Origin of the sequence: Granulicella rosea (genome assembly GCF_900188085.1) — a bacterium.
In the GTDB taxonomy this organism is placed as follows: Bacteria; Acidobacteriota; Terriglobia; order Terriglobales; family Acidobacteriaceae; genus Edaphobacter; species Edaphobacter rosea.
Window position 1 is genome coordinate 1 of record NZ_FZOU01000007.1, and the last position, 22,799, is coordinate 22,799.

The 22,799-nt window shown below is 62.0% G+C and carries 25 protein-coding genes and 1 tRNA gene; 8 read left to right on the forward strand and 18 right to left on the reverse strand.

Annotated elements, in window-relative coordinates; translation table 11 throughout:
• The first annotated feature begins 259 nt into the window (after positions 1-259).
• The gene (locus CHB87_RS16985) at positions 260-3,349 is read left to right on the forward strand and encodes a choice-of-anchor D domain-containing protein (RefSeq protein WP_176441827.1); all 3,090 of its coding nucleotides are present in this window, start codon (positions 260-262) and stop codon (positions 3,347-3,349) included.
• 260 nt (positions 3,350-3,609) lie between these two features.
• On the opposite strand, the gene rplI is transcribed toward CHB87_RS16985, so the two are convergent.
• The 10 genes from rplI to scpB all read right to left on the reverse strand — a co-directional run bounded on the left by rplI (position 3,610) and on the right by scpB (position 10,403).
• Positions 3,610-4,077: a 50S ribosomal protein L9 gene (rplI, locus tag CHB87_RS16990; protein WP_089409641.1), complete on the reverse strand. Its 468-nt coding sequence runs from the start codon at positions 4,075-4,077 to the stop codon at positions 3,610-3,612.
• 36 nt (positions 4,078-4,113) lie between these two features.
• Entirely contained in the window at positions 4,114-4,479 is a 366-nt protein-coding gene (gene rpsR / locus CHB87_RS16995) for a 30S ribosomal protein S18 (RefSeq protein WP_089409642.1), read from the reverse strand.
• 176 nt (positions 4,480-4,655) lie between these two features.
• Positions 4,656-5,081 (reverse strand): 30S ribosomal protein S6, encoded by a 426-nt coding sequence (gene rpsF, locus CHB87_RS17000; RefSeq protein ID WP_089409643.1) that lies wholly within the window; start codon positions 5,079-5,081, stop codon positions 4,656-4,658.
• A gap of 99 nt (positions 5,082-5,180) precedes the next feature.
• Positions 5,181-5,804, reverse strand: a complete 624-nt coding sequence (gene pth / locus CHB87_RS17005) for an aminoacyl-tRNA hydrolase (RefSeq protein ID WP_089409644.1) — start codon at positions 5,802-5,804, stop codon at positions 5,181-5,183.
• Positions 5,805-5,863: 59 nt separating this feature from the next.
• Positions 5,864-6,547, reverse strand: a complete 684-nt coding sequence (locus tag CHB87_RS17010; protein ID WP_089409645.1) for a 50S ribosomal protein L25 — start codon at positions 6,545-6,547, stop codon at positions 5,864-5,866.
• 59 nt (positions 6,548-6,606) lie between these two features.
• Positions 6,607-7,641 (reverse strand): ribose-phosphate diphosphokinase, encoded by a 1,035-nt coding sequence (locus tag CHB87_RS17015; protein WP_281252356.1) that lies wholly within the window; start codon positions 7,639-7,641, stop codon positions 6,607-6,609.
• Between the two features lie 343 nt (positions 7,642-7,984).
• Positions 7,985-8,058, reverse strand: a tRNA-Gln gene (locus CHB87_RS17020).
• A gap of 54 nt (positions 8,059-8,112) precedes the next feature.
• A complete protein-coding gene (locus tag CHB87_RS17025; protein WP_342743578.1) occupies positions 8,113-9,111 on the reverse strand; it encodes a 4-(cytidine 5'-diphospho)-2-C-methyl-D-erythritol kinase in 999 nt (332 codons plus the stop codon).
• Between the two features lie 137 nt (positions 9,112-9,248).
• Positions 9,249-9,401 (reverse strand): hypothetical protein, encoded by a 153-nt coding sequence (locus tag CHB87_RS22365; RefSeq protein WP_176441828.1) that lies wholly within the window; start codon positions 9,399-9,401, stop codon positions 9,249-9,251.
• Between the two features lie 63 nt (positions 9,402-9,464).
• Positions 9,465-10,403 (reverse strand): SMC-Scp complex subunit ScpB, encoded by a 939-nt coding sequence (gene scpB, locus CHB87_RS17030; protein ID WP_089409648.1) that lies wholly within the window; start codon positions 10,401-10,403, stop codon positions 9,465-9,467.
• Between the two features lie 343 nt (positions 10,404-10,746).
• Between scpB and CHB87_RS17035 the strand changes: the two genes are divergently transcribed.
• The gene (locus tag CHB87_RS17035) at positions 10,747-12,354 is read left to right on the forward strand and encodes a M28 family peptidase (protein WP_089409649.1); all 1,608 of its coding nucleotides are present in this window, start codon (positions 10,747-10,749) and stop codon (positions 12,352-12,354) included.
• Between the two features lie 427 nt (positions 12,355-12,781).
• Positions 12,782-13,201 carry a hypothetical protein gene (locus CHB87_RS17040; RefSeq protein WP_089409650.1) on the forward strand — a complete coding sequence of 140 codons (420 nt, stop codon included), beginning with the start codon at positions 12,782-12,784 and terminating at the stop codon, positions 13,199-13,201.
• A gap of 291 nt (positions 13,202-13,492) precedes the next feature.
• Here the strand turns inward: CHB87_RS17040 and CHB87_RS17045 are convergent, their stop codons facing one another.
• The 3 genes from CHB87_RS17045 to CHB87_RS17055 form a co-directional block, all read right to left on the reverse strand.
• Positions 13,493-13,894, reverse strand: coding sequence for a DUF1801 domain-containing protein (locus CHB87_RS17045; protein ID WP_089409651.1), 402 nt, complete (start codon positions 13,892-13,894; stop codon positions 13,493-13,495).
• A 52-nt stretch (positions 13,895-13,946) separates the two neighbouring features.
• Positions 13,947-14,318 carry a DoxX family protein gene (locus CHB87_RS17050; protein WP_089409652.1) on the reverse strand — a complete coding sequence of 124 codons (372 nt, stop codon included), beginning with the start codon at positions 14,316-14,318 and terminating at the stop codon, positions 13,947-13,949.
• Between the two features lie 173 nt (positions 14,319-14,491).
• Positions 14,492-16,102, reverse strand: a complete 1,611-nt coding sequence (locus CHB87_RS17055; RefSeq protein WP_089409653.1) for an inorganic phosphate transporter — start codon at positions 16,100-16,102, stop codon at positions 14,492-14,494.
• A gap of 66 nt (positions 16,103-16,168) precedes the next feature.
• Between CHB87_RS17055 and CHB87_RS22945 the strand changes: the two genes are divergently transcribed.
• A complete protein-coding gene (locus tag CHB87_RS22945) occupies positions 16,169-16,468 on the forward strand; it encodes a DUF4160 domain-containing protein (protein WP_425432491.1) in 300 nt (99 codons plus the stop codon).
• Entirely contained in the window at positions 16,446-16,790 is a 345-nt protein-coding gene (locus CHB87_RS17060; RefSeq protein WP_089409654.1) for a DUF2442 domain-containing protein, read from the forward strand. The genes CHB87_RS22945 and CHB87_RS17060 overlap by 23 nt, the downstream gene beginning before the upstream one ends.
• On the opposite strand, the gene CHB87_RS17065 is transcribed toward CHB87_RS17060, so the two are convergent.
• The 4 genes from CHB87_RS17065 to CHB87_RS17080 all read right to left on the reverse strand — a co-directional run bounded on the left by CHB87_RS17065 (position 16,787) and on the right by CHB87_RS17080 (position 20,112).
• Positions 16,787-17,707, reverse strand: a complete 921-nt coding sequence (locus CHB87_RS17065) for a segregation and condensation protein A (protein WP_089409655.1) — start codon at positions 17,705-17,707, stop codon at positions 16,787-16,789. The two genes, CHB87_RS17060 and CHB87_RS17065, sit on opposite strands and share 4 nt — an antisense overlap.
• A gap of 2 nt (positions 17,708-17,709) precedes the next feature.
• Complete coding sequence (trpS, locus tag CHB87_RS17070) at positions 17,710-18,897, reverse strand: tryptophan--tRNA ligase (protein ID WP_089409874.1); 1,188 nt, start codon at positions 18,895-18,897, stop codon at positions 17,710-17,712.
• A gap of 284 nt (positions 18,898-19,181) precedes the next feature.
• Positions 19,182-19,877: a site-2 protease family protein gene (locus tag CHB87_RS17075; RefSeq protein ID WP_089409656.1), complete on the reverse strand. Its 696-nt coding sequence runs from the start codon at positions 19,875-19,877 to the stop codon at positions 19,182-19,184.
• 46 nt (positions 19,878-19,923) lie between these two features.
• Positions 19,924-20,112, reverse strand: a complete 189-nt coding sequence (locus CHB87_RS17080) for a hypothetical protein (protein ID WP_089409657.1) — start codon at positions 20,110-20,112, stop codon at positions 19,924-19,926.
• Between the two features lie 155 nt (positions 20,113-20,267).
• Here CHB87_RS17080 and CHB87_RS17085 point away from each other — a divergent pair, with 155 nt between their 5' ends.
• Positions 20,268-20,540 carry a hypothetical protein gene (locus CHB87_RS17085; RefSeq protein WP_089409658.1) on the forward strand — a complete coding sequence of 91 codons (273 nt, stop codon included), beginning with the start codon at positions 20,268-20,270 and terminating at the stop codon, positions 20,538-20,540.
• A gap of 104 nt (positions 20,541-20,644) precedes the next feature.
• Positions 20,645-20,929: a hypothetical protein gene (locus CHB87_RS17090; protein WP_089409659.1), complete on the forward strand. Its 285-nt coding sequence runs from the start codon at positions 20,645-20,647 to the stop codon at positions 20,927-20,929.
• Between the two features lie 116 nt (positions 20,930-21,045).
• On the opposite strand, the gene CHB87_RS17095 is transcribed toward CHB87_RS17090, so the two are convergent.
• Entirely contained in the window at positions 21,046-21,369 is a 324-nt protein-coding gene (locus tag CHB87_RS17095) for a hypothetical protein (RefSeq protein WP_142988401.1), read from the reverse strand.
• 304 nt (positions 21,370-21,673) lie between these two features.
• Here CHB87_RS17095 and moaA point away from each other — a divergent pair, with 304 nt between their 5' ends.
• Positions 21,674-22,768, forward strand: a complete 1,095-nt coding sequence (moaA, locus tag CHB87_RS17100) for a GTP 3',8-cyclase MoaA (protein WP_089409661.1) — start codon at positions 21,674-21,676, stop codon at positions 22,766-22,768.
• Positions 22,769-22,799: the final 31 nt, after the last annotated feature.

Below are 22,799 nucleotides of genomic sequence, written 5' to 3' on the forward strand. Positions count from 1 at the left end.
TCCAGGGCACACGGTTCCAGCCGGCAAAGGACGCCAGCGGAAACCCCATCGATTGGGAGGGTATCGTCAGGGTCAAATTCCAACTGGCCGGATAGAAACCCCTTTCACCACGCAATCGAGGGCGCATCCACCGTGGATGCGCCCTTTTTCTCTTCCCTGCCGGATGGCTGCCGAGAGCAACCGGAAATCGTTTTCCTAATGACACTCGCACGAACCGGATGCTAGTATGGCCGCCATTCCAGAGTTGGGGTTTGGCCTTATGTCGCGTTCTCTTCGGTCCGTGTGTCTGCTGGTTGGGTGTGCCGCGTTGTGGGCGGCGTTGGCCGGTTGCTCTTCGAAGACCGCCGCGACGCCGGTGGCGCCTGCGGTCCCGGCGGTCAGCCTGAGCGCGGCCACCCTGAGCTTTTCCGCGCAGGCCGTCGGGACCAGCAGCGCCGTGCAGACCGTGACGCTCAGCAACACCGGCACGGCGGCGTTGACGCTGAACTCCATCGGCACAGCCGGAACAAACGCCGCGAGCTTCATCCAGTCGAACACCTGCGGGACGAGCGTCGCGGCCGGCGCAAGCTGCACGATCTCGGTCTATTTCTCTCCTGCCGGGGCGGGCGCCAACGCAGCGACGGTGACGATCGCCGACAGCGCCAGCGGATCGCCCCAGAGTATTGCGTTGACCGGTACGGGAACGGCCCCAGCGGCTTCGCTGAGCGCGACGACGCTGGCCTTTACGGCGAATACCGGCACAACCGCGCCCGCGCAGACCGTGACCCTGAGCAATACGGGGACGGCATCGCTCGCCATCACGAGTATTGTGCTGGGCGGCGCGAACGCGAACAGCTTCACCGAGACCAACACCTGCGGCGCAAGCCTGGCGGCAGGCGCCAACTGCGCCATCACCGCGGCCTTCGCGCAGAGCGCCGCCGGCAGCTACGCCGCGACCTTGACCGTCGCCGACAACGCGTCTGGATCGCCCCAGACCATCACCCTGACCGGCGTGGAGACGGCCCCGGCGGTCTCGCTCAGCGCCTCCGCCCTGACCTTCACGACGCCTGCGGAATCGACCAGCGCGACCCAGATCGTCACCCTGAACAACACCGGCAACGGCGCGCTGACGATCTCTGGCATCAGCCTCGGCGGAGCCAACGCGGCCAGCTTCAACCAGACGACCACCTGCGGCGCCACGCTGGCCGCGGGTTCGAGCTGCACGCTGACTCTCAGCCTGACCGCCTACCTCGCCCAGAGCTACGCCGGAACCGCGACGATCGCGGGCAACATGCCGGGCGGCTCGTCCACCATCTCGCTGACCGGGACGGGAACCGGCGTCATCACCCTGAACACGACCAACGCCGCCGACTGGGTCGTCAACAACGGCGCCGTGACGCTCGACTGGGACCCGGCGCAGTTCCACATCTTCGGCATCCACCTGGCGGGCGATTCGAACAATCTTGTCGACGTGACGAATATCTCCAGCAAGGACGCCAAGCCGCTGGGCCTGTACATGGGCAACCAGGGCCTCGGCGCGGGCACGATCTATACCGGGTCGAAGCAGGTGGGTAACGCGTACCTCGACTTCTGGGTCGGCGAACAGTCCAACGCGACGAACTTCATGACCTACGAGATGCACGTCGTCGTGACGGCGAACGATCCCGGCTTTCACACCTACTATGTCGTGAACCACTCGGCGACCGACATCGCCGGCGCGCTGAGCCTGGTGCTGTGGCAGTTCCGCACCAATCTCGGCCTCTTCACCCATAGTTATCAGGTGAACTCCGGCCTGAACAACCTCGGCGTCATCGATACGCCCATTCCATCGCCCTACAACGCGCAGCTCAACGATGTGGGGCGGCAGGTACAGAATGCGGTCGTCGATCTGCACGGCATTACGGATACCGCGACCGCGGCGTTCATCGCAAGCCAGGGCCGCGAGTTTTATACCAAGTACGACTACAGCACCTACGAGTATCTGCACAAGGAACACGGCGTCTACGGCCCGCAGTACGGCACATGGTGCGTGCTGCCCCGGACCGACACCATCGCCGGCGGCCCCAGCAAGCAGGACGTCGACACGCTCGACCAGATCATCCAGCAGGAGATGTCCGGCGCGCACTACGTCGGGACGCTGAACTACGTGCCGCCGCAGGGCGTCAACACGACCAAGATGTACGGGCCGGTCTACTTCCACTTCAACGAGTTGAACGCGACCAACACCACCCCGGCCTCGCTCTACGCCGAGGCCCAGACCTGGCTGCCGTGGTTCGATACGCTCTACGACAACGACGCCACCCTGACCGCCGCCAGCTACGTTCCATCGACCGGCCGGGGCGCCGTGACCGCGACCGTCGCGGGAACCGGCGCCGCGGGAACGAACAACGCCTGGACCGTGCTCTCGGACCCGGCGGCCAACTACCAGCTCACCAACCTCGGTTACGACTACTGGGCGAACAACGACACGAGTGGCAAGGCGGTCATGACCGGCGTCGTGCCCGGAACCTATCGGCTGTCGACCTACGTGCTGGGCCAGTGGGGAGAGATGCGGCAAGAGGGAGTGAAGGTCGCGGCGAACCAGACCACCACCCTGACCGGAACCTTCGTGCCGGAGAACTTCGGCACGGCCACGCCCATCTGGACCATCGGCACGCCGGATCGCTCGGCGCACGAGTTTCTGCACGCGCACGACGCCAAGGGCAACGACTTCCGCACCTACCAGGGGCAGTTCGACTACTGGAACGACTTCGCCGCCACGGCCGGCAAGCAGATCTACTACGCGACCGCGGTTGGGACCACGCCCGCGACGAACGACCCAAACAAGATCAACTACGTGCAGTGGAAGACCTTCGACCCGGGGCTCTACGCCGGCGTCTACAACGGGTCCGACGATACGACCGATGGTTATAACTACATCGTTCCCAGCTACATCGGCGTGGCGAATGTGGCGACCGCCAGCTCGCCGGGGCTGGACGTCCACTTCACCACAACCGCCGCGCAGACCGCGCAGGGCAGCAACGTCATCCTGTCGCTGGGCGTGGCCTCGGCCGAGGGCAGTGTGGTCGCGACGCTGAACGGCCACCAACTGATCTGGCACGTCATCAACGACAGCGACGCCATGGTGCGGAGCGGCGTCTCCGGCTACTACCAGTGGCTGGTGCTGGACTGGCCCACCACCGACCTGAACGCTCCCGGCACGGACAATGTGCTCAACTTCACCTCCAGCCAGATCGGCTGGATGCCCGACGCGATGCGTCTCGAGATCACGAACAACACCGGCGACCCGGCGACGACGGGCTGGAACGACTACGAATACGTCTCGGGGTCGAAGTACACGCCGGCCAATGACGCTGTGGCGAATCCGTAGCATCGCTGAACGGCGCGGCTTCAGCCGTGCCATCCAGCTTCGACCGCTTTAGCCGCTGAGGTCCGCTATTGAGCTCGGCGGTAGCACGAACAGAAACCGTACCCAGCGGCTAAAGCCGGAGTCGTGGCCGGGCTATGCGGCATGGCTGAAGCCATGCCCTTAACGAGGCAAGAGCTTCATGCCATCCTGATGAGATAGCGATTACATACAAAAAGCCCATCCGCGATGGATGGGCCTTTCGTTGAAGCATTGCAGCAAAGTTACGCGGCGGCAGTCTCTTCCGGCGCATCGCTCTTGATCGTGACCTTGACGTGCGTGGTGACGTCGCGGTACAGCTTGATCGGCACATGGAACTCGCCGAGCTGCTTGAGCGGCTCTTCGAGCGAGATCTTGCGGCGATCGATGTTGAAGCCCTTGGCTTCGAGCTGCTGCGCGATGTCGCCCGAGGTGACCGAGCCGAAGAGGTGATCGTTCTCGCCGACCTTGCGCTCGAACTCCAGCTCGACCTGCGCCATCGTTGCCGACAGCTCTTCAGCCTGCGCCTTCTCCTTGGCCGACTTACGGATCGCCGAGCCCTTCATCTGCTCGATGACGGCCTTGTTTGCCGGCGTCGCCTCGATGGCGAGCTTGCCCGGCAGCAGGTAGTTGCGTCCGTAGCCAGCGGCCACCTTCACGACATCGCCGCGATGGCCCAGCTTGTTGACGTCTTCTTTCAGAATGACTTCCATTGCATTTCTCCGAATTTCCGAGCCAGAAAAGGCTAGTTAGAACCGCGCGGCGAAGGCGAGCAGGGCGATGTTGCGCGACTGCTTGATGGCGAGCGAGAGGCGGCGCTGGTGCGTCGTGCAGACGCCCGTCAGACGGCGCGGGACGATCTTGCCGCGCTCGGCCACGAAGCCCTGAAGCAGGCGGACATCGCGGTAGCTGATCGCGTCGATCTTCTCGGTGCAGAACTTGCAGACCTTCTTGCGGCGGAAGAACTTGCGTCCGCCAGGACCGCCGCCAGGGCCGCCTGCGGGACGTGCGCCGCCGGGGCCGCCGGCCGGACGCGGGGTGCGGGGTACGAAGCCTTCCGAGCGCGGCGCGCTGGTCGGTTGCTCGGACGGGGTGCTGCTGGTTTCGTCAGCCATGATGCTTCTCCTTGTACCTGAAATCCAGGTACGTGCGTTGTGCCTTCGCCATGCTCCAGACTCGCGTTGGAGTCTCTGAACCGCCTACCGAGGTAAGGGGAAGCATGGGTCGAGCGTGGTGTTGCGTTGAGCTTCATGTCCCAAAGGACATAAGGCCAATCTCAAAGGCGGAAGAACTAAGCGGTGACCGGCTCGGCGGCGGCAACGGGCTCGGCGGCAACCGGGGCCGGAGCCACGGGGGTCTGCGGCAGCGAGCTGCGCTTTACGTGCGTGTCGCGGTGAGCCTTGATCTTCGCCAGACGCTTCTCTTCCTCGTCGATGCGGACCGTGATGAACTTGATGACCTGCTCGGAGACGCGGAGACGGCGCTCGAGCTCGGTGATCAGGCCACCCTCGGCGTCGATCGTCAGCAGCACGTAGAAGCCGTCGTTGAACTTGCGGACGGTGTACGCGAGACGGCGGCGGCCCATCTTCTCGGTCGAACGGATCACACCACCACCATCGGTGATGTTCTTCGAGAAACCTTCGATCAGCTTGTCGAGGTCTGCTTCTTCAACGTCCGGACGGACGATGAACATGATTTCGTAGGCGCGGCTGCTCATAATCGTTACTTCTTTCTGCGAAGTTCTGCTTCGCACCGTGCGGGCGCATGTTCCGCCCGCAACGGTCTGGCTTCTAAGTCAAAACAGCAACTGCATTTACTACTTCCCCTTTGGGTCCGCGTCCGATTCCCCGCTGACCCGCCGGTTGAACTCATTCATGGCCTTGCCCACGCCGTGGGTCAGGACCGTTTCGACCGCGCGTACCGCCTGGTCGAGCACCCCATCGAGCTCTTCGAGCATCATCCTGCGCATCGGAGCCAGCAGGTAGTTCGTACCGCCTGCCTTGATCTCGCGCCCGGTCACCGTCGGCGGCTTGCCGACCCCGATCCGGATGCGAATCCACTCCTCTGTGCCAAGCACGCCGGAGATCGACTTCACCCCGTTGTGCCCGCCCGCCGAACCGCGTTCGCGAATGCGAAGCTGTCCGAGCGGAATGGCCAGCTCGTCGTAGAGCACGATCAAATCTTCGGCCGGTTTGCCCAGCTCTAGTTCCTGCAACAAAGCGGCCACAGATAAACCGCTCAGATTCATAAAGGTTTCGGGCTTGGCCAGCAGAACGTCCTGCCCAGCCAGCCTTGCCTTCGCCGTCAAAGCCCTGCCCCGACGGTTGGCGACCGTGACCCCGCATTGCTCGGCAATGCGATCCACGGCCAGAAACCCGGCGTTGTGCGGCGTGAACTGATACTCGATTCCGGGATTGCCAAGACCGACGATCAGCTTCACAGCGCAAAACTCCAGGGTTCAGGGCCGAGACCGTAGCCTCAAACCCTGAACCCCTGTAACTACTTCTTCTTGGCGTCGGCGGCCGGAGCGGCAGCGGCAGCATCGCCCTTGCCCTTCTTGGCGACTTCGGGCTCGGTCGTGGGGGTCGCCAGAACGTCGGCGGCGGCCTCTTCCTTCACCTCGGTGACGTGGGCGACGAGAGCATTCTCTTCGCCGAGGAACTTGATCGAACCGGAGTGCGGCAGGTCCGAGATGTGGATCGCGCCGTACAGCTCCAGGCCGGAGACGTCGATGTCGATGTGATCCGGAATATCGCCCGGCAGGCACTCGATCTCGACCTCGCGCAGAACCTGCTCCAGAACGCCGCCCGCAGTCTTGACGCCGATGGGCGAGCCGGAGAGAAGAACGGGAACGGAGACGCGCATGGCCTTATCCATCGCAATGCGCTTGAAGTCGATGTGCAGCAACTTGCCCTTGATGGGCTCGTGCTGCCAGTCGACGATCATGGCCTTCGCGAGCGGCGCGCCTTCGACGTTCAGGTCGAAGATCGTGTTGTGGCCGGACTCGGAGTGCAGAATCTTGGTGACCACCTTGGGGTCCACGGTGACTGCAACGGCGTCAATACCGGCGCCGTACACAACGGCGGGAATGAGGCCGGCCACGCGGACGCGGCGTGCATGATTCTTGTTGAACTTGCCGGTGCGCGGGGTCGCGACGACGGCTGCAAAGGTCTGGGTCGACATGATTGAGTGATTTCCTTTCGGGCACGGATTACTTACCGCTCCCTTTTGTCTTTACCGCTCTAGTTGAACAGCGTCGAAACGCTGGTCTCCATATGAATGCTTTCGATCGCCCGGCCCAGAAGGCCCGCAATCGAAAGCACTTTGATCTTCTCCACCTTCTGAGCGGCTGCGCTCAGCGGGATGGTGTTCGACACGACCAACTGCTCCAGCCGTGAATTGATAATGCGTTCGACCGCCGGTCCGCTCAGCACGGGGTGGGAGGCGCACGCATAAACTTTTTCCGCGCCCTGGGCCAGCAGCGCATCCACCGTCTTCACCAGCGTACCCGCCGTGTCGATGATGTCGTCCAGGATCAGGCAGGTCCTGCCTCGCACGTCGCCGATCACGTTCATCACTTCCGTAACGTTGATGTCGGTGCGCCGCTTGTCGACGATGGCAAGCGGAACCTCCAGCTTCTTGGCGAAGAATCTCGCTCGTTCCACACCGCCCGCGTCGGGAGAGACCACGGTCAGGTTCGGCAGATTCAACTTCCGGAAGTAATCCACCAGCACCGGGCTGGCAAACAGATGATCCACTGGAATATTGAAGAAGCCTTGAATCTGGGCGGCATGCAGATCCACAAGTAAGGCGCGATTCGCGCCTGCCGTGGTAAGCAGGTCGGCCACCAGCTTCGAGCTGATGGCGACGCGCGGCCGGTCCTTGCGGTCCTGCCGGGCGTACCCGTAGTACGGAATCACAACCGTGATGCGCGCGGCCGAAGCACGCTTGAGCGCATCGATCATGATCAGCAGTTCAAGCAGGTGCTCGTCGACGGGAAAGCTGGTCGGCTGAATCACGAAGACATCCGCGCCGCGGACGTTTTCGAGCAACTGGAAGTAAATCTCGCCATCGGAGAATCTCTGCATCCGGGTCTCGCCCAGCGGCACTCCGACAAACTTGCAGACCTCCTCCGCGAGCGGCTTGTTCGCCACTCCGGAGAAGATCTTGAAGCGTTTCGCCTCGCTCAGCCGGCCCTGACGTTTTTTCTCGGGCGCGGCCTTCGCGGAGGCTCCTTGCTCCCCGGCCGTGGCCGAGGTTGCTGCGGGTGATACCACAAGCTCCGAGTTTGGTTCGCTCTCGGTGGCCTGCTCTGAACTGGCTTTCGCCGAAACTAGGGGAAGAACCGCAGTCGTGTCCTGGTTGTTCACGTTGAAACCTCTTGGGCCGTTTAGCCCGGTTAGCCTCTGCTGCCTTAGTCTTTTCCGCCGCGCGGTTGTGGCGACGGTACTTCTGTTACGAAATAGGACCCGGTTCTTCGAACTTCACTTGAATTCACGCCATTTTGGCGGAGATGCAAATCGCTTCACTTCCAGGGGCTCGCAATGAACCCACAAAAATAACCCTAATACCCGTTCACCTGCGCTAGCGCGGAGTGAACTCCGTGTGATCGACCTCATCTGGCTGGGCGACCAGGATTCGAACCTGGACTAGATGCTCCAAAGGCACCTGACCTACCATTAGTCGATCACCCAGTAATTGCTGTCCCGTTCACCTCTGCAAGTACGAGGTTGGCGGAGCGGACAAAATCACTCTGCGATCATATCGCGCCAGTAGCTCTCCCGGGGCAGGGTTTTCGTCAAAAAGACTTGAACCTTGCAGCCGAAGTCGGCCGACTGAACACGCTGTTGAGCGGCTTCCGCATCGGCCTCGGACCGGTAAAGTCCAAACAAGGCAGAGCCAGAACCTGAGAGCGCGGCATAAATCGCCTTCGACTCCACGTCCGAATCACTTCCCATCAATTGTCGCTTGATCGCATGCAGGGAGGGATACTGAAGAAACACGACCTGTTCAAAGTCGTTTTCGATCCCGGTGCGGACAAGCGCGAGAAGGGAGTTCTCGGCCAGATCGACGCTCGTTTCGCTCTTGCCCTGGAATTGCCCAAGACCCTGAGATTGTTCAGGAGAGACGTTCAGACCATTGCCTGAACTCGAATCGGCGAAGATACCGGAGGCGCCGGACTCTACAATTTCCATTTCCGTACCACCGAAGATGGATGCAAAGACGCGGCTCAACTCACCTAGAGTATCGCGAACCGGAGAATTGTGCAAATCGGGGTCTGTATATCTCGCGTCCCAGTCGCGAAACGCCTGCGGAGTCGACACCCCCACCTTCGGAATCGCCATCACGCAGTGGATCGAATCTTCGCCCGCCAGCGTCAGCTCCGGAACAGCCCGCACCACCTCGCCGCGGTTCGAGCCCAGCACCGCGCCGCCGATCAGAAACAGCGGCACGTCCGAACCTACCTCCGCAGCAATGCGTAGACGGACAGCCTCGTCCAGAGCCAGGCCAAGCTCCTTTTCAAGCCCGATCAGCGCCGCAGCCGCGTTGGCCGAACCGGCTCCCATGCCGCCCTGAATCGGCAGATTCTTCTGGATGTAGACCTCGACCTCGGCCATGACGCGAAGCTCGGCGAGCGCTCGCGTCAGCATCTTGCAGACGGTGTTGCGCCCGTCGGTCGGCACGCGGGAGTCGTTGGACTGGATGAGAATCCGCGTGGCGCCAGCGCGTCGCGCGGTGACGCTCACCTCGTCGTGTAGCGCGACGGTCTGGTAAAGCGTTGAAAGCCCGTGAAATCCATCCGGACGCGGCGCGCCGATGGCAAGGCCAAGGTTGATCTTTGAATAGGAGCGTACGCGTGTAGCCATCGCCCCTATTCTACCGGCTACTCCCTGGGCGCGGGCTGGCGGTAGACATCGGGTTTGCTGCCCGGAGGCGTCGCGATTGGGTCCGGCACCGGCGTGAGCGGCTGGTCGGGGGCGAATTCGTTGTCGCCCTCGGGTGTGGCGATGGTGGGCTTCTTCGGGGTCTCGGGCATCGGCGGCATCCTCTGCCAACCTGAGATGCAAAAACAGAGACAGAAGCAGATTCCCCTCGGGGATTACACCGGCTCGCTGTCGCCATCGGCCTGCGGAGCGGTTACGCCCTTCTCCAGCTCGACCAGTTCGGCCTCGCGCTTGACCGCCTCTACTTCTTCCGCGTTCGGTTTCGGCGCTTCCATCGGGATCTCCTCCTGCTCGGCCAGCTCGCCGGCCATCTTCTCGAACTCTTCGATGCTCGGAAGCTCGGAGAGGTCCTTCAGGCCGAAGCGCAGGAGGAAGTCCTTGGTCGTCTTGTAGAGAATCGGCCGGCCGATCACCTGCTTGCGCCCGGCGGTCGTGATCAGCTTGCGCGCCATCAGCGAGCCGAGCACCCCGCCCGAGTCGACGCCGCGAATCTCCGTAATCTCGGGCGCGGTGACGGGCTGCTTGTACGCGACCACCGCAAGCGTCTCAAGCGCTTGTAAAGAAAGCTTCAACGGCGGCTTCAGACCGCGGATGAAGCCGCGCACCGCGTCGTGATACTCCGGCTTGGTCGCCATGCGGAAGCCGCCCGCGACCTCGCGAATCTCAAGCCCGCGCTCGCTCGTCGCGTAGTCGGCGATCAAGCGGTCGAGAATCTCGCGGAAGTACTCGCGCAGCCGCCGCTCCTGATCGCGGATGCGGCGCTTCTCGGCGAGCGCGTCGCGGTTCTCGTCCTTGATCTGCTCCAGCTCCGAGCCAGACTCTTCCCCAGCGACCGGCTCGGGCGCCGGTTCGACCTCTGGAGCGGGGCCATCGCCCATGGCGGCCGACGTGTCGTAGATCGCGCCCTCGGGAAAGTCGCTGTCGGGCTGTTCGGACTCGCCCGACTCCGCCGCGAGCACGAGCGAGTGCTGGCGCGCGGCGATCTGGTCGAGCTCGTTCTGAGCCTCGTGGCCCAGCAGGCCCGCAAGCTGGGCCAGCGTTACCGGCTCTTCGGAGGCGTAAATGACGGCTTCAATCTTTGCTTTAAGGCTCATAGGGCGTTCGGACCGGACATTGACCTCTAAGTCTATCAACCGCCGCCGCTCAACCCACCGGCGGGATGGTGGATTGAGAGGAAAACCCGTCCCCGTGCAGATGACTCGGCTACCAACCGTTCGTCATCTCGACCGGAGGCGAAGCCGAAGCGGAGAGCCCCCCGCATTGGCCTTTGCGTTTGCTTGTTCGTGCCTTCCACGAACGCGAGGACAAAATCAACAACCAATACGGGGGCTCTCCACTCCGCTGCGCTCCGGTCGAGATGACGAAATATGAGACTGCTCATAATTCGGCGTCCCGGCGGAGCCGCCTTGGTTCCTCGTTTGCTACACTCGCCCCAACATGCAAACACGCGCCCTCGCCCTCGTGCTCGCCGTTGCCTCCCTTTCGACCGCCAATGCCCAGAAGCACACGCGCGACGCGGAGATCCACGATCCCGACACGCTGGCCTGGTGGCACACCACCGAGGCGCTCTCGAACGACAAGATGGAAGGCCGCGACACCGGCTCCGCCGCCTACCTGCGCGCGGCGGACTACGTCGTCAAGCGCTTCAAAGCGGCTGGTCTGCAGCCCGCGGGCGAGGCCGGCACGTACCTGCAAACCGTTCCGATGCATGAGGTTGCGGTCGATCCCGCCATTGCCAGCTTCACCATCCTGCCCGGCCTGAAGGATGTGAAAGGCGCGCCGGCGACGCCGGAGAACAAGCCCGTCCCGCTCGCCTTCCTGCAGGAGATCACCGTCACCGCCACGCCCGATCTCTACCCCCTGACCATCGCGCCGATGACCTTTCGCGGCTACTGCGGCAAGGACGCGATGAAGGAGATCGCCGGCAAGATCGTCGTCTGCTTCGGCACCCAGCGGACGGGGCTGCCCACCGCCGCCGAGCGCGCGGCCAACGCACGGGCCGGCGGCGCGCAGGGCATCGTGAACGTCGACGACCCGTACTTCACCATCGAGCCACCGCGCTGGCCGGCGGCGTACGCCCGCTCGGTCGGCGTGGGTCCGGCGCCGGCGAAGGGCGCGCTGGGTTCGTCGATGCTGGTGATGAAGCTCAGCTCGACCTCCTTCGGCAAGCTGCTGGCCGGCACCGGCCACGATCCCGAAGATCTGCTGGCCGAGGGCGGCGCCAAGCAGCCGCTCGCGTCGTTCGACATCCCCGCGCGGCTGCAGGTGCGCATGCGCGTCACGCAGCGGACGTACAGCTCGCCGAACATTATCGCGGCGCTGCCCGGAAGCGACCCGGCGCTGAAAGATGAGTACGTCGTGATCGCCGCGCACCTGGACGGTTACGGCTACGGCACGCCCGTGCTGGGCGACAAGCTCTACAACGGCGCGCTGGACGACGCGGCCTACGTCGCCTTCCTCATCCAGTTCGCCGACAACCTGAAAAAGGAACAGCGCCCCCTGAAGCGGTCGATCCTCTTCTGCGTCTTCACCGGCGAGGAGAAAGGCCTGCTCGGTTCGAACTGGTTCGTCGACCACCCGACCGTGCCGATCGCGAAGCTCGCCGCCGACATCAACCTCGACCAGCTGCGCCCGCTCTTTCCGCTGAAGCTCCTGACCGCCTCGGCCATCGACGACACCACGCTCGGCGTGACGGCGCGCGCGGTCGGCGGCTCGATGGGCATCGCGTTGCAGCCGGACAAGGAGCCGGAACGCGGCCTGCTGCGCCGCGCGGACAACTACCCCTTCCTGCGCGTGGGCGTGCCAGCCATCAGCTTCATCTTCGGCTACGAGCCGGGCACGGAGGACGAAAAGCGCTACCGCGAGTGGTACCAGGTGCGCTACCACCGCCCACAGGACGACCTGACCCAGCCCGTCGACTTCGAGGCCGCCGCGAAGCTGAACCAGTTCCTCTACACCCTGACCGAGGCCGTCGCGAACAAGGTCGAGCGGCCTGCGTTTGTGCCGGGGAGCAAGCTGGCGCCGAAAATCCAGCAAGAGCGGTAAACACCCAGAACGGCGTTTATCGGGAGTAATCTATAAACCTATCAATGGCGCGGAGACGTGAGGATGCTTGCAGCCCGAAGATCTTGGTGTACGCGGCTGGCTTTGGGTTTGATCTCGCTAGCATTGCTGGAGGCTTTGGTAGCTTTGGCACACCCTTTCCCGTTGATTGAAGACGGTAACGGTGGCTATTCCAATGCGCCGAACTTCTGGGCGACGGTAGCAGCTCTATCGACATCAAGCCTTGCGGGTCTATTCTCAATCTTCGCCGGAAAGTGGCGTGGCCGCTTGATCGCCGTCAGCGTCTCGATGGTCCTGCTTAGCTACTTGGCACTTTTTACGGACGGACACTGACCAGCGATGAGTATCCGGTACCGATAGGAGAGGCTATGCAGACACTCGGCCTGACTGGTGCACAGCCATAAATGACATGGATACACGCATCATGAAGTTACGGCGATGGCGCCTAGTGACCCTGTTGGGAGCTATTCTCACCACCTTCGGGCTTGTGGCCTTCTACGTCGACGTTGCGGCTCATTTTAAGTTCGACTTTATTGAGCAGCACTACACAGCCTTCGGCGTTTGCATCCTGCTTGGAACCGTTATTGTCTTCGTCGGGTGCATCGGTTGGGCAAAGCTTCGAAACTCGAAGGTTAGGGCAATCATGGCCGCCGGCATTTTCGCTGCGCCGTTCTTTGCGCTTCTCATTGGCTCTCCCGTTGATGGAATCAATATTCACGGACCATCAGCAATAACGATGATGCTTGTCCTTCCGTTCAGCGCCTTGGCATTGATTCTGCTCATCATGGCAGCTGCCGGAAAACGAAGGATTGATACGCTCGGGCAGTAAGCGATCTGAGAAGATTGCTATGTGAGACTTCGTGATTACTTCCCCGACCGGTGGACTTGGCTGTTCGTCTTGGGAATTGCGTTCCTCTCTTATGGAACAGCAGCGATTATGTACAGCCGCTACAACCATGAGTACAACCGGCATGTGCACCCAGTTTTCCATCCTTGGGCGATACTCGTGGGATGCGGTCTAGTCTGGTATTCCGTGCGGAAAAGTCGGAGAACGCGCTGACTCGCGGATTAGTCCTCATAAGTCGGCTTCTCGTCAGTTGGTCGCCGAGAACTCTCCGCTCTAGCCGTTCTCAACCCGCGCCTTCATATCCGTATACGCCATCTGGATCAACCTGCCGAGCGCCTCTGCATCGATCGCGGTTGCCGGCCTCAGTTTCACATGCCGCATAAACTTGCCCGCTCCCTGCAATAGCCCAGCCGGGTCTGGCAGCGACGCGCCCTGGAAGAATCCCACATTCACATGCGCGCTGAAGATGTTGACGTAAGCGAAAGGTACATCGCCGAAGCATGCGTTCGGGCAGCCGTCGTGGAAGACCTCGCGGACCTCGTCTCCGGCGTCGCGCATCGCCTGCCACCAGTGGCGGGCGGTGGAGCCCAGTTCGCCAGCGTGGCCTTCGAACCACGCATCGATGGCGGGGTCGTGCTCCACCGTGCCGTCGAACCGTAGCAGCTTCACGCTCATCGTCGCCTCACCTCAACAGCGGTTGTCGAAACGTCCGGAGACGGCGAACAGGCTAAAGAATCGGCTTGAGGAATATCCGGCCATACACCAGGAACGCCATCGCCAGACCGAGCACGGCGCTCATGCCGATGGACCCAGCCTCTCGGTATTTGACGTGTACCCAGATGAAGATCAGGCTCTCGATCGCCAGAACCGCGGCGGCCGCCACCGTGAGCATTGGCCGCCAGTGCAGGGCGGCGGGGAGGATCAGCCCCACCGTGCAGACCAGCTCCAGCATACCGAGCAGGTTCCATGCCGTCCGGGGCAGGGCGCCGAACGACGGGACGCCCTGACTCACCTTGTCGAACAGGAATGCCTTCATGACGCCCGACGCACCATATAGAAGCGCGGCCAGAATCTGTAGAGTCCACAAGAGAACATTCATCGGCGCCTCCGCCTATCCCCGCACCGGCGCGGCTGTACGTGCGTACAGAATGACGGCATACGGTGGGATCAGGATGATTCAGCTTACAACATGGACAGCGTCAGCTCTGATCTATGCAAAAGAACCCATCCCCGCGAAATGCGAGGATGGGCCTTTGGGCTTTGGGAGCGCATTTACTTGGCGATGGCGTTGAAGAGGAAGAACAAGCCACCCGACAGCACCGCCGCAGCCGGCAGCGTGAACACCCAGGCCAGCGCGATGTCGCGCAGCGTGGACATCTGCAGGCCGCTCTTGTTCGCCGCCATCGTACCGGCGACGCCGGACGACAGCACATGCGTCGTACTGACCGGCAGGCCGTAGTTGTCCGCCGCGAGGATGGTGAACATCGCCACCAGCTCGGCGCTCGCGCCCTGCGCGTAGGTGAGGTGCGTCTTGCCGATCTTCTCGCCGACCGTCACCACGATACGCTTCCAGCCGACCATCGTGCCGAGGCCGAGCGCCAGCGCGACCGCGACCTTGACCCACGTCGGGATGAAGCGGGTCGCGTGGTCGAGGAAGCCCTTGTAGTTCTTGATCGCCGCGTTGTCCGCGTCGGTCAACTTCGGCGCGCCGGCGGCCTTGGGCAGGATGCGCAGGGTCTCGCTGGTGAGGTACATCTGGTTGCGGACGTTCGACTGCATATCGGCCGGCACCTTGCCGAGCGAGCCGTAGCTGGTCGCCTCGTTGCGGATGTCGATGACCTCCTGCTGGAGGGCGACGATGACGGCGGGTTCGAACTTCTTCGTGCTGACAAACTTCTCCAGCGTTGGGCCAGCCTCCTGGATCGTCGCCGAAGAGTCCGCGTAGTTGCTGAGCGCGCCGGCCACCTGCGTGGAGACCGCAGCGAAGGTCTGCACATCCTTCACGCCGACGGTGTGGTTCAGCGCATAGGCCGTCGGAACCGTGCCGACCAGGATGAGCATGATGAGGCCCATGCCCTTCTGCCCGTCGTTCGAGCCGTGCGCATAGCTGACGCCGCCGCAGGTGAGAATCAGCAGCAGGCGGATGTAGAACGGTGGCGGAGCCGTGCCCTCGGGCGCCTTGTAAAGACGCGGATCCTTGGCGACCGCCTTGAACAGGAAGAAGACCAGCGCGGCGCAGACGAAGCCGACGACCGGCGAGATGAGCAGCGCCTTGAAGACCTTGGTGACCTGCTCCCAGTCCACGCCCGCCGTGCCGGAGTTGCCCTGCATGATCTGGTTGGCAATGCCGACGCCGAGGATCGAGCCGATCATGGTGTGCGAACTCGAAGCCGGCAGACCGCGCCACCAGGTCGCCAGATTCCACAGGATGGCCGCGACCAGCAGCGCGAAGACCATCGAGAAGCCCGAGCCCTTGCTCACCTTCAGGATCAGCTCCACCGGGAGCAGTGTGATGATCGAGAAGGCAACCGCGCCGGAGCTCATGAGCACGCCGATGAAGTTCATGACGCCGGAGTAGACGACGGCGACATGCGGCTCGAGCGAGTGCGTGTAGATGCAGGTGGCGACGGCGTTCGCGGTGTCGTGGAAGCCGTTGACGAACTCGAAGCCAAGCGCGATCAGCAGCGCGATCCCCAACAGGACATAGGGAAAGATGCTTGCCGAATGGACGATCGAAAGATCGATCGAAAGCTGGCGGCCGATGTAGATCATGCCGCCGATCAACATCGCGATGAAGACGAGTCCGCCGATCTTGCCAGGGCTGGACTTTTTGAGCTTCTCGTCGAGAAGCGATTCGGTGGGCGCGATTGCGGGTGTAGCCATCAGAGTGTCACCTTGTCCGGTCGATTAGTGGATGCCACCACGTTAGTGAGGGTTTGCGACGGGAAGATGAAGGGATTGTTAATTGGCGTGGCTGGATATATTGGAAATGTGCCCGCCATCCTCCGATTTCGTAACTTTCGGATCGTCATCTTCCCGAACGACCACACGCCTGCGCATATTCACGCCATCGGTCCGGATGTCGCGGCGATTTTTACATTGAATTGCTGGCGCGGACCTGTGGTTCGCCGCTCGTCGGACCAAACGAAGTTGGCGGACGAACGTGCATTGCTGCAATTCGTATCGGATAATTTAGAAGTGTTATGCAAGGCATGGGAGACGATACATGGTGACCCAACAAGAACATGACGAGGCTCTCGAGCGCGGACGGGAATTGATCCGGAACAATCCGGGCGCTGTTCGCGTGCGCTTCGATAAGGAATTGCGCCAGGTCATTGTTGAGTTAAATCGCGGATTCTCCATCACCTTTCCGCCAGAACGCGCCCAAGGACTGGAGAATGCCTCGGATGAAGATTTGTCTGAAATCGAGATCAACTCCTCGGGGCTTGGAATCTACTTTCCAAGGATCGACGCTGACCTTTGGGTTCCTGCTCTTGCCAAGGGCCGCTTCGGCAACGACCGCTGGGAGGCTGCCTGGGCGGCGGCGCACTCGCAGGACAAAGCCGCCTAGCTCCAGTCGTCCCGCACGCTCTGCTGATCCTCGAACACCTGGTCGAAGCCGTCCGTCTTCTTGATCAGGATGTCCCCAAGCTGGTTCGGCTGGTGCAGCAGTACTGCCTGCAAACGCACTAACTCCAGCAGCGCCAGGAACATGCAGATCACCGCGCGCTCCGTGTGCGTGTTGTGCAGCAGACGGCGCAGGCTGACAGCGCGGTCCTCCATCAGCAGGCGCCGTTTCACATAGTCGATCATCTGCGCGACCGTCACCGACTCCTCGTCGACGTTCAACACCGGGCGCGAGCGCAGCCGGGCGAGGATATCCTGGAAGATGCGGACGAGGTCGACCGTGTCGGCGGCGATCTCCTGCTCGGCGCCGGAGTCCTCCTTAAACTCCCGGATGCCGGGGTTCGACCACGTCGCCTCTTCGACCTGCTGCTTCTGCATCAGCATCTGCGCGGCGGATTTGAAGCGTTCGTGTTCGAGCAGGCGCTCGACCAGTTCGCGCCGCGGGTCCTCGGCCTCGCCGCCAGCGACATCCGACGGATCGCGCGGCAGCAGCACCTTGCTCTTGATGTGGATGAGCAGCGACGCCATGTAGATGAACTCGCCCGCCGCGTCCACGTCGGTCGACTTCAGGTGATGCGTGTACTCCAGGAACTGGCCGGTGATGCGCCCGATCGGAATGTCGTAGATGTCGATGTTCTGCTTGCGGATGAGGTCGAGCAGCAGGTCCATCGGCCCGTCGTAGACCTGGCCGACGGTGATGGAAAAGGGTGAGAGCGAACCCTCCTCCCTGGGCGGCGCGGGCTTCTTCGGCTCGGGCGGCGGCGGAGGGGTGGGCTTCGGGGCGAGCGCGAAGGGCTCGGCGGCAACGGCCTCGGGCTGCTGTTCGGCGATGCTCTCGGGTTGGAGGATATCTTCGGCCATGGCTAGTCGATCCCTACCGCGACACGGACTTCTTGCATGGTCTGGTTTGCACGCTTATTCGCAGCGGCATTGCCAGCTTCGAGAATCGCAGCCACCTCTTGGGGATGTGCCTCAAAGTAGCGCCGGCGTTCCTGAATCGGCGCAAGCTCGGCAACCACAGCGTCGGCCAGCCAGCCTTTGCACTGAATGCAGCCGATACCGGCGGTTGTGCAGCCCTCGCGGACATTCACCCGAGTTTCTTCCGACGAGAAGACCTTGTGAAGGTCGAAGACGGGACAGACATCCGGATTGCCGGGATCGGTGCGGCGAACGCGCGCCGGATCGGTGACCATCGACTTCAACTTGGCACGAATCTCCGGTTCGGGGTCCGAGAGCAGGATCGTGTTGCCGTAGCTCTTGGACATCTTGCGACCGTCCGTGCCCGGCAGCTTCGGCGATGGAGTCAATAATACTTGCGGTTCAGGAAGAACAGGATTTACACCAGATGCTCGGCTAGAGGGATCAACAATGGATGTCTCACCCGCAAAAATTTCCCTAACGATCCGGTCATTCGAATACCCATGAGATGGGGGGGCGTTTTCCAACGAATCCAACTGGCGACGTAGCGTATCTGCAGTTACAACCGAAGCGCCTCCGGGATCTCCTGCAAACAGGTGATTGAACCGGCGGGCAATCTCGCGAGTGATTTCGACGTGCGCAGCCTGATCCTGCCCTACCGGTACAAAGCTAGGCTGATATACCAAAATGTCTGCTGATTGAAGCAAAGGGTAACCTAAGAACCCGATGGTCGCAAGATCCTTTTCCTTCAGTTGTTCCTGCTGATCTTTATATGTAGGCACCCGCTCCAACCAACTGAGCGGCGTGATCATCGCGAGCATATCGTTCAACTCGAAATGTGCAGGTACGCGGCTTTGCCGGAATATCGTACAAAGCTTTGGATCAAGCCCAGCCGCAAGGAAATCCAACATCACCTCGCGGATGTTGTCCTTGAGCTTGCTGGTGTCGGCATAGTCAGTCGTGAGCGCGTGGTAGTCCGCGATGAAGAAGTAGCACTCATACTCATGCTGCAGCTTCACCCAGTTGTAGAGCGCGCCCATGTAGTTGCCCAGGTGCAGGCGGCCGGTGGGGCGCATGCCGCTTAGGACACGCTTGCGTGGGGTGGTGGTCTCGGTCTGAACTTCGGTCGTCATCGGGTCGTCAATCTGCTTCAAATCTCGCTGGTTAAGGGCACGGCTTCAGCCGCGCCGTCAGGCTTTCGTTGCTTCCGGCTTCAGCCGCTGAGGTACGGTTGTGGCTGCGGCGCACCCAGGGACTCAATCCGCAATGGTAAATGATCCTGCTCGCCTACAGAGGCCTATGAGGAATCTGCCGCCGAGCCGAAACCGTACCTCAGCGGCTGAAGCCGCACTGCAAATACAGCGGTTACGGCACGGCTGAAGCCGTGCCCTTAACAAGCGGAGCACTTAAACGACCTCTACAGCGCGAAGAGCAGGCCGTTGAAGAAGTTCAGAATCGGGCTGGCGATCGTCAGGATCATCTGAAAGCCGAGGAAAAAGAAGACGAACATCAGGTAGAACCCCAGCCTGTCGTACTGCTGACGGGCGTTGTAGGGCAAAAAGTGCCGCAGCACCTTGCCGCCGTCGAGCCACGGCAGCGGCAGCAGGTTGTAGGCAAACAGCAGCAGGTTCACCAGGATGCCGAAGTAAAGAAACAACACAATGGGGAAGATCTGCGGCAGCCCCTCGGTCGCGACACTCGTATTGCGGAAAGAAAGCGCCGCCGCCGTGGGCAGAGCCTCCGCGACGCTGGGCACGGCATGCTTCAGGATCAGCAGGACCAGCATGCAGCCAAAGGCCGCCACCAGATGGATGACGGGCCCGGAAAGATAGACCATCATCTCGTCCCGATAGGTCTTGAAGTTGCGCGAGGTCATCGGGACGTCCTTCGTCCAGCCGATGATGAGCGGGCTACGGATCAGGTAGAAGAGAGGAAAGACGATCGTGCCCAGCAGGTCGTAGTGACGCAGCGGGTTCATCGTCTGACGGCCGACCATGTTGGCGGTGGGATCGCCCATGCGGAACGCAACCAGCGACTGCACCGCATCATGCAGGGAAAGCGACAACAGCAGAACGACGTATTCAAAGATCGCCAGCGCGATACTCAGGTCCATGACACCAGCTTACCGAACTCTGGCGCCTTCTCAGGGTTATTCATCCCTATTCCTCGCCCGACCGCTCCGCCTTCTCCAAAATCGTGGCGAGCGTCTCCTTATGCTTCGGGTTGGCGAGCCGCTTGGCTTTGGGGTCTGGCAGCACGCGCTCCGGCGGCGGCTGCCCGACGCGGTCGCGTGCGTTCTGCTTGACTGCCTTCACGATCGAAAAGACCCGCTTCTTTGCCTTCTTCATTTTCCTTGCCCGATCCTATCTTTCGGTCGCTCAGATAGCTGCGCGCCTCGCTCGATTATGCAATACTCACAGTCGCACGGACAGTGCGCACGAGACGGTCCGGCAAGGCTGGCATTGTTTTGGCTGCGAACCTCCGGGCCCATGAGGTGAATCAGATGGAAGAACGCGACTTTTACGACGAACGCGCCGAGAGCCGAACCCACACCATGACCTGCCCGCACTGCCGGCAGGAGGGCCAGTACGAGATCGGCTGGCTGGTGCGACGCAAGAAAAATCAGGTCGGCCGCAACGCCGACGAACGCGACCGCGCCAAGTTCGCCAAGTTTCAGAGCTACATGGTCCGCCGCGACGACATGCTGGGCTGCAAAAACATCCGCTGCCGCAAGCGTTTTGAGATTGCCGGCATCCAGTCCGTCGCCTTCATCTAGCGCTTCGGCGTGAGTCCGCGCGGAAGAAAGCCCTCCGGTTATCGGCGCGAATCTACCGGATCGCGGAGGTCTGTGATTTAATGCAGATACGGAGATTTGTGACGATGGCCAACCTGTTGATCCCTGCGGAAGAACGCAACCTGAACCCGGATGATGTAGCTCACCTCGACCGCCGCCGGCGTCGCGGTCAGCTCTTCCTGGTCATCTCGTTCCAGTGCATCATCGTCTCCACGCTGCTGACCCTGTGGTCGGGGCAGGATCTGACCTACTCGCCGGGTGGAGCGCACCCGATCGCCTACTGGAACGCCACCACCATCACGCTCGCGATCATCTTCGGCCTCAACGGTCTGCGCCTGCGCAGGGGCTCGAACGAGTTCTTCAGCTACTAAATTCTGGTTCGTATGCAAAAGGCCGGGGCTCGCGCTCCGGCCTTTTTGTGTCTGCGGTCAGACTGCGGACGCAGAAAAGCCGTCCCCGAAAGGACGGCTTCTGAAAGATCGAAAAACTAGGCTGCGGCGATCTCCGCCTTGCGGGGCGAGGCCTGCAGGTAGCGGACCAGATCTTCCACCGTGATCAGCGGCGTGTGCATCATGCCGGGCTGACTTTCGCGCTCGGTAAGCGCCAGCAGGTCCGCGACCGACTCGGCGATATCACCGGAGCCCAGGCCAAGATCCTCGTCGAGCGAGTCGCTGGCTTCGATCGGGAAGCTGACGTTCTGCTTCTCCTGCAGATACTGGTACGTGATGCGCGCAATATTCGCATCGAAGCCATAAGCGGAAAGATAGTTCACGAAGGTGTACTCATTGCTGCCAGCCCGTTTTTCGTTCATCGAGGCGCTGCGATTGCGCGCCGAGAGAAAAAGAACGACCATAATAAAAGCAATGAGGCAGCCTATGATGATGAGCGGGCCTGCCTGCTCGCTCAACCATATCGAAATTGTGCTGGGAATCTGCATGATGTGTGGCCCCGGTGAATCTCTAACAGGATTTTGAACCGGCCGAAGCTCGTCTGCTTCAACCGTAACACAAAAGACGCACTCCGGGAACGTGATTTTGTTGTAGAACGAGATACGCTCCACGGCATCTAATGTGCAGAAGAGAGTCTTCTTTGAAAAGACTCCAGATCGAATCGACTTGACCTTCCCCCTCCTACTTCCGGGCACGCCCGCCGCCGTACCCGATACCGGCGAGGACCGGCTGCGCGACAGCTTCGGCCGCGCCATTACAGATCTGCGCGTCTCGGTCACCGATCGCTGCAACTATAGATGCGTCTATTGCCGAACAGGGAATGAGGGCGCTCTTTACACCGAGCTGGCCAGCCGGGACTACCTGCGGATGATCCGCCTGTTCGTCTCCCTCGGCGTTGAAAAGATTCGACTTACAGGTGGAGAGCCGCTGCTCCGCGCCGGCCTGGTCGAGATGGTAGAGGAGATCGCCGGCATGCGGACGGCCTTTGCGCCCGACGGCAGCCGGACCCCCAACGGCGCGCCGCTCGACATCGCCCTGACCACCAATGGGCACCTGCTGGAGGGGCTGGCCGCGCCGCTGAAGGCTGCCGGACTGAACCGCATCACCGTCAGCATGGACGCGGTCGACTCCGAGACCTTCACCGCCATCACCCGCGTACCGCGCAGCTTCGACCGCGTTCTGGCCGGCATTCGCGCCGCGACGGCGGCGGGGCTGGGTCCGGTGAAGGTGAACTGCGTGCTGCTGCGTGGCTTCAACGATCACCAGATCGAGCAGTTTGCGGAGTTCAGCCGACGCGAGGGCGTCATCATGCGCTTTATCGAGTGGATGCCGCTCGAAGAGGCCTCGGACGCCCCCGGCGCGCGCAACTGGAACAAGGAGACGGTGGTCACGCTGGACGAGATCGTCGCCCGGCTGAATGCCTGGCGACCGCTGGTTCCGCTGCCCGCCAACGCCGCCAGCGAGACGGCGCGGCGCTACACCTTCGACGACGGCGTGGGCGAGATCGGCATCATCGCCCCCGTCTCCAGGCCGTTCTGCGGACACTGCAGCCGCATCCGCCTCACCTCCGACGGTAAGATCCGCACCTGCCTCTTCTCACAGACCGACCACGACCTCGAAGGCCGCATGGCGCGCGGCGCGTCGGACGCGGAGCTCGTGGCCTACATCCGGCAGGTGGTGATGCGCAAGGAGGCGCGCCACCACATCGGCGAGGCGGGCTTCGAGAAGCCCTCGCGCAGCATGGTGCATATTGGCGGCTAACGTACTGTATGTTAAGGGACATATCCTCAGG

Excerpts from the sequence above, each read along its gene's own strand:
- CHB87_RS16985 (WP_176441827.1), top strand. The coding sequence starts at position 260 with ATGTCGCGTTCTCTTCGGTCCGTGTGTCTGCTGGTTGGGTGTGCCGCG.
- rplI (WP_089409641.1), bottom strand. The coding sequence starts at position 4,077 with ATGGAAGTCATTCTGAAAGAAGACGTCAACAAGCTGGGCCATCGCGGC.
- rpsR (WP_089409642.1), bottom strand. The coding sequence starts at position 4,479 with ATGGCTGACGAAACCAGCAGCACCCCGTCCGAGCAACCGACCAGCGCG.
- rpsF (WP_089409643.1), bottom strand. The coding sequence starts at position 5,081 with ATGAGCAGCCGCGCCTACGAAATCATGTTCATCGTCCGTCCGGACGTT.
- CHB87_RS17010 (WP_089409645.1), bottom strand. The coding sequence starts at position 6,547 with ATGTCGACCCAGACCTTTGCAGCCGTCGTCGCGACCCCGCGCACCGGC.
- CHB87_RS22365 (WP_176441828.1), bottom strand. The coding sequence starts at position 9,401 with ATGCCCGAGACCCCGAAGAAGCCCACCATCGCCACACCCGAGGGCGAC.
- scpB (WP_089409648.1), bottom strand. The coding sequence starts at position 10,403 with ATGAGCCTTAAAGCAAAGATTGAAGCCGTCATTTACGCCTCCGAAGAG.
- CHB87_RS17035 (WP_089409649.1), top strand. The coding sequence starts at position 10,747 with ATGCAAACACGCGCCCTCGCCCTCGTGCTCGCCGTTGCCTCCCTTTCG.
- CHB87_RS17040 (WP_089409650.1), top strand. The coding sequence starts at position 12,782 with ATGGATACACGCATCATGAAGTTACGGCGATGGCGCCTAGTGACCCTG.
- CHB87_RS17045 (WP_089409651.1), bottom strand. The coding sequence starts at position 13,894 with ATGAGCGTGAAGCTGCTACGGTTCGACGGCACGGTGGAGCACGACCCC.
- CHB87_RS17050 (WP_089409652.1), bottom strand. The coding sequence starts at position 14,318 with ATGAATGTTCTCTTGTGGACTCTACAGATTCTGGCCGCGCTTCTATAT.
- CHB87_RS17055 (WP_089409653.1), bottom strand. The coding sequence starts at position 16,102 with ATGGCTACACCCGCAATCGCGCCCACCGAATCGCTTCTCGACGAGAAG.
- CHB87_RS22945 (WP_425432491.1), top strand. The coding sequence starts at position 16,169 with ATGAAGGGATTGTTAATTGGCGTGGCTGGATATATTGGAAATGTGCCC.
- CHB87_RS17060 (WP_089409654.1), top strand. The coding sequence starts at position 16,446 with ATGGTGACCCAACAAGAACATGACGAGGCTCTCGAGCGCGGACGGGAA.
- CHB87_RS17065 (WP_089409655.1), bottom strand. The coding sequence starts at position 17,707 with ATGGCCGAAGATATCCTCCAACCCGAGAGCATCGCCGAACAGCAGCCC.
- trpS (WP_089409874.1), bottom strand. The coding sequence starts at position 18,897 with ATGACGACCGAAGTTCAGACCGAGACCACCACCCCACGCAAGCGTGTC.
- CHB87_RS17075 (WP_089409656.1), bottom strand. The coding sequence starts at position 19,877 with ATGGACCTGAGTATCGCGCTGGCGATCTTTGAATACGTCGTTCTGCTG.
- CHB87_RS17080 (WP_089409657.1), bottom strand. The coding sequence starts at position 20,112 with ATGAAGAAGGCAAAGAAGCGGGTCTTTTCGATCGTGAAGGCAGTCAAG.
- CHB87_RS17085 (WP_089409658.1), top strand. The coding sequence starts at position 20,268 with ATGGAAGAACGCGACTTTTACGACGAACGCGCCGAGAGCCGAACCCAC.
- CHB87_RS17090 (WP_089409659.1), top strand. The coding sequence starts at position 20,645 with ATGGCCAACCTGTTGATCCCTGCGGAAGAACGCAACCTGAACCCGGAT.
- CHB87_RS17095 (WP_142988401.1), bottom strand. The coding sequence starts at position 21,369 with ATGAACGAAAAACGGGCTGGCAGCAATGAGTACACCTTCGTGAACTAT.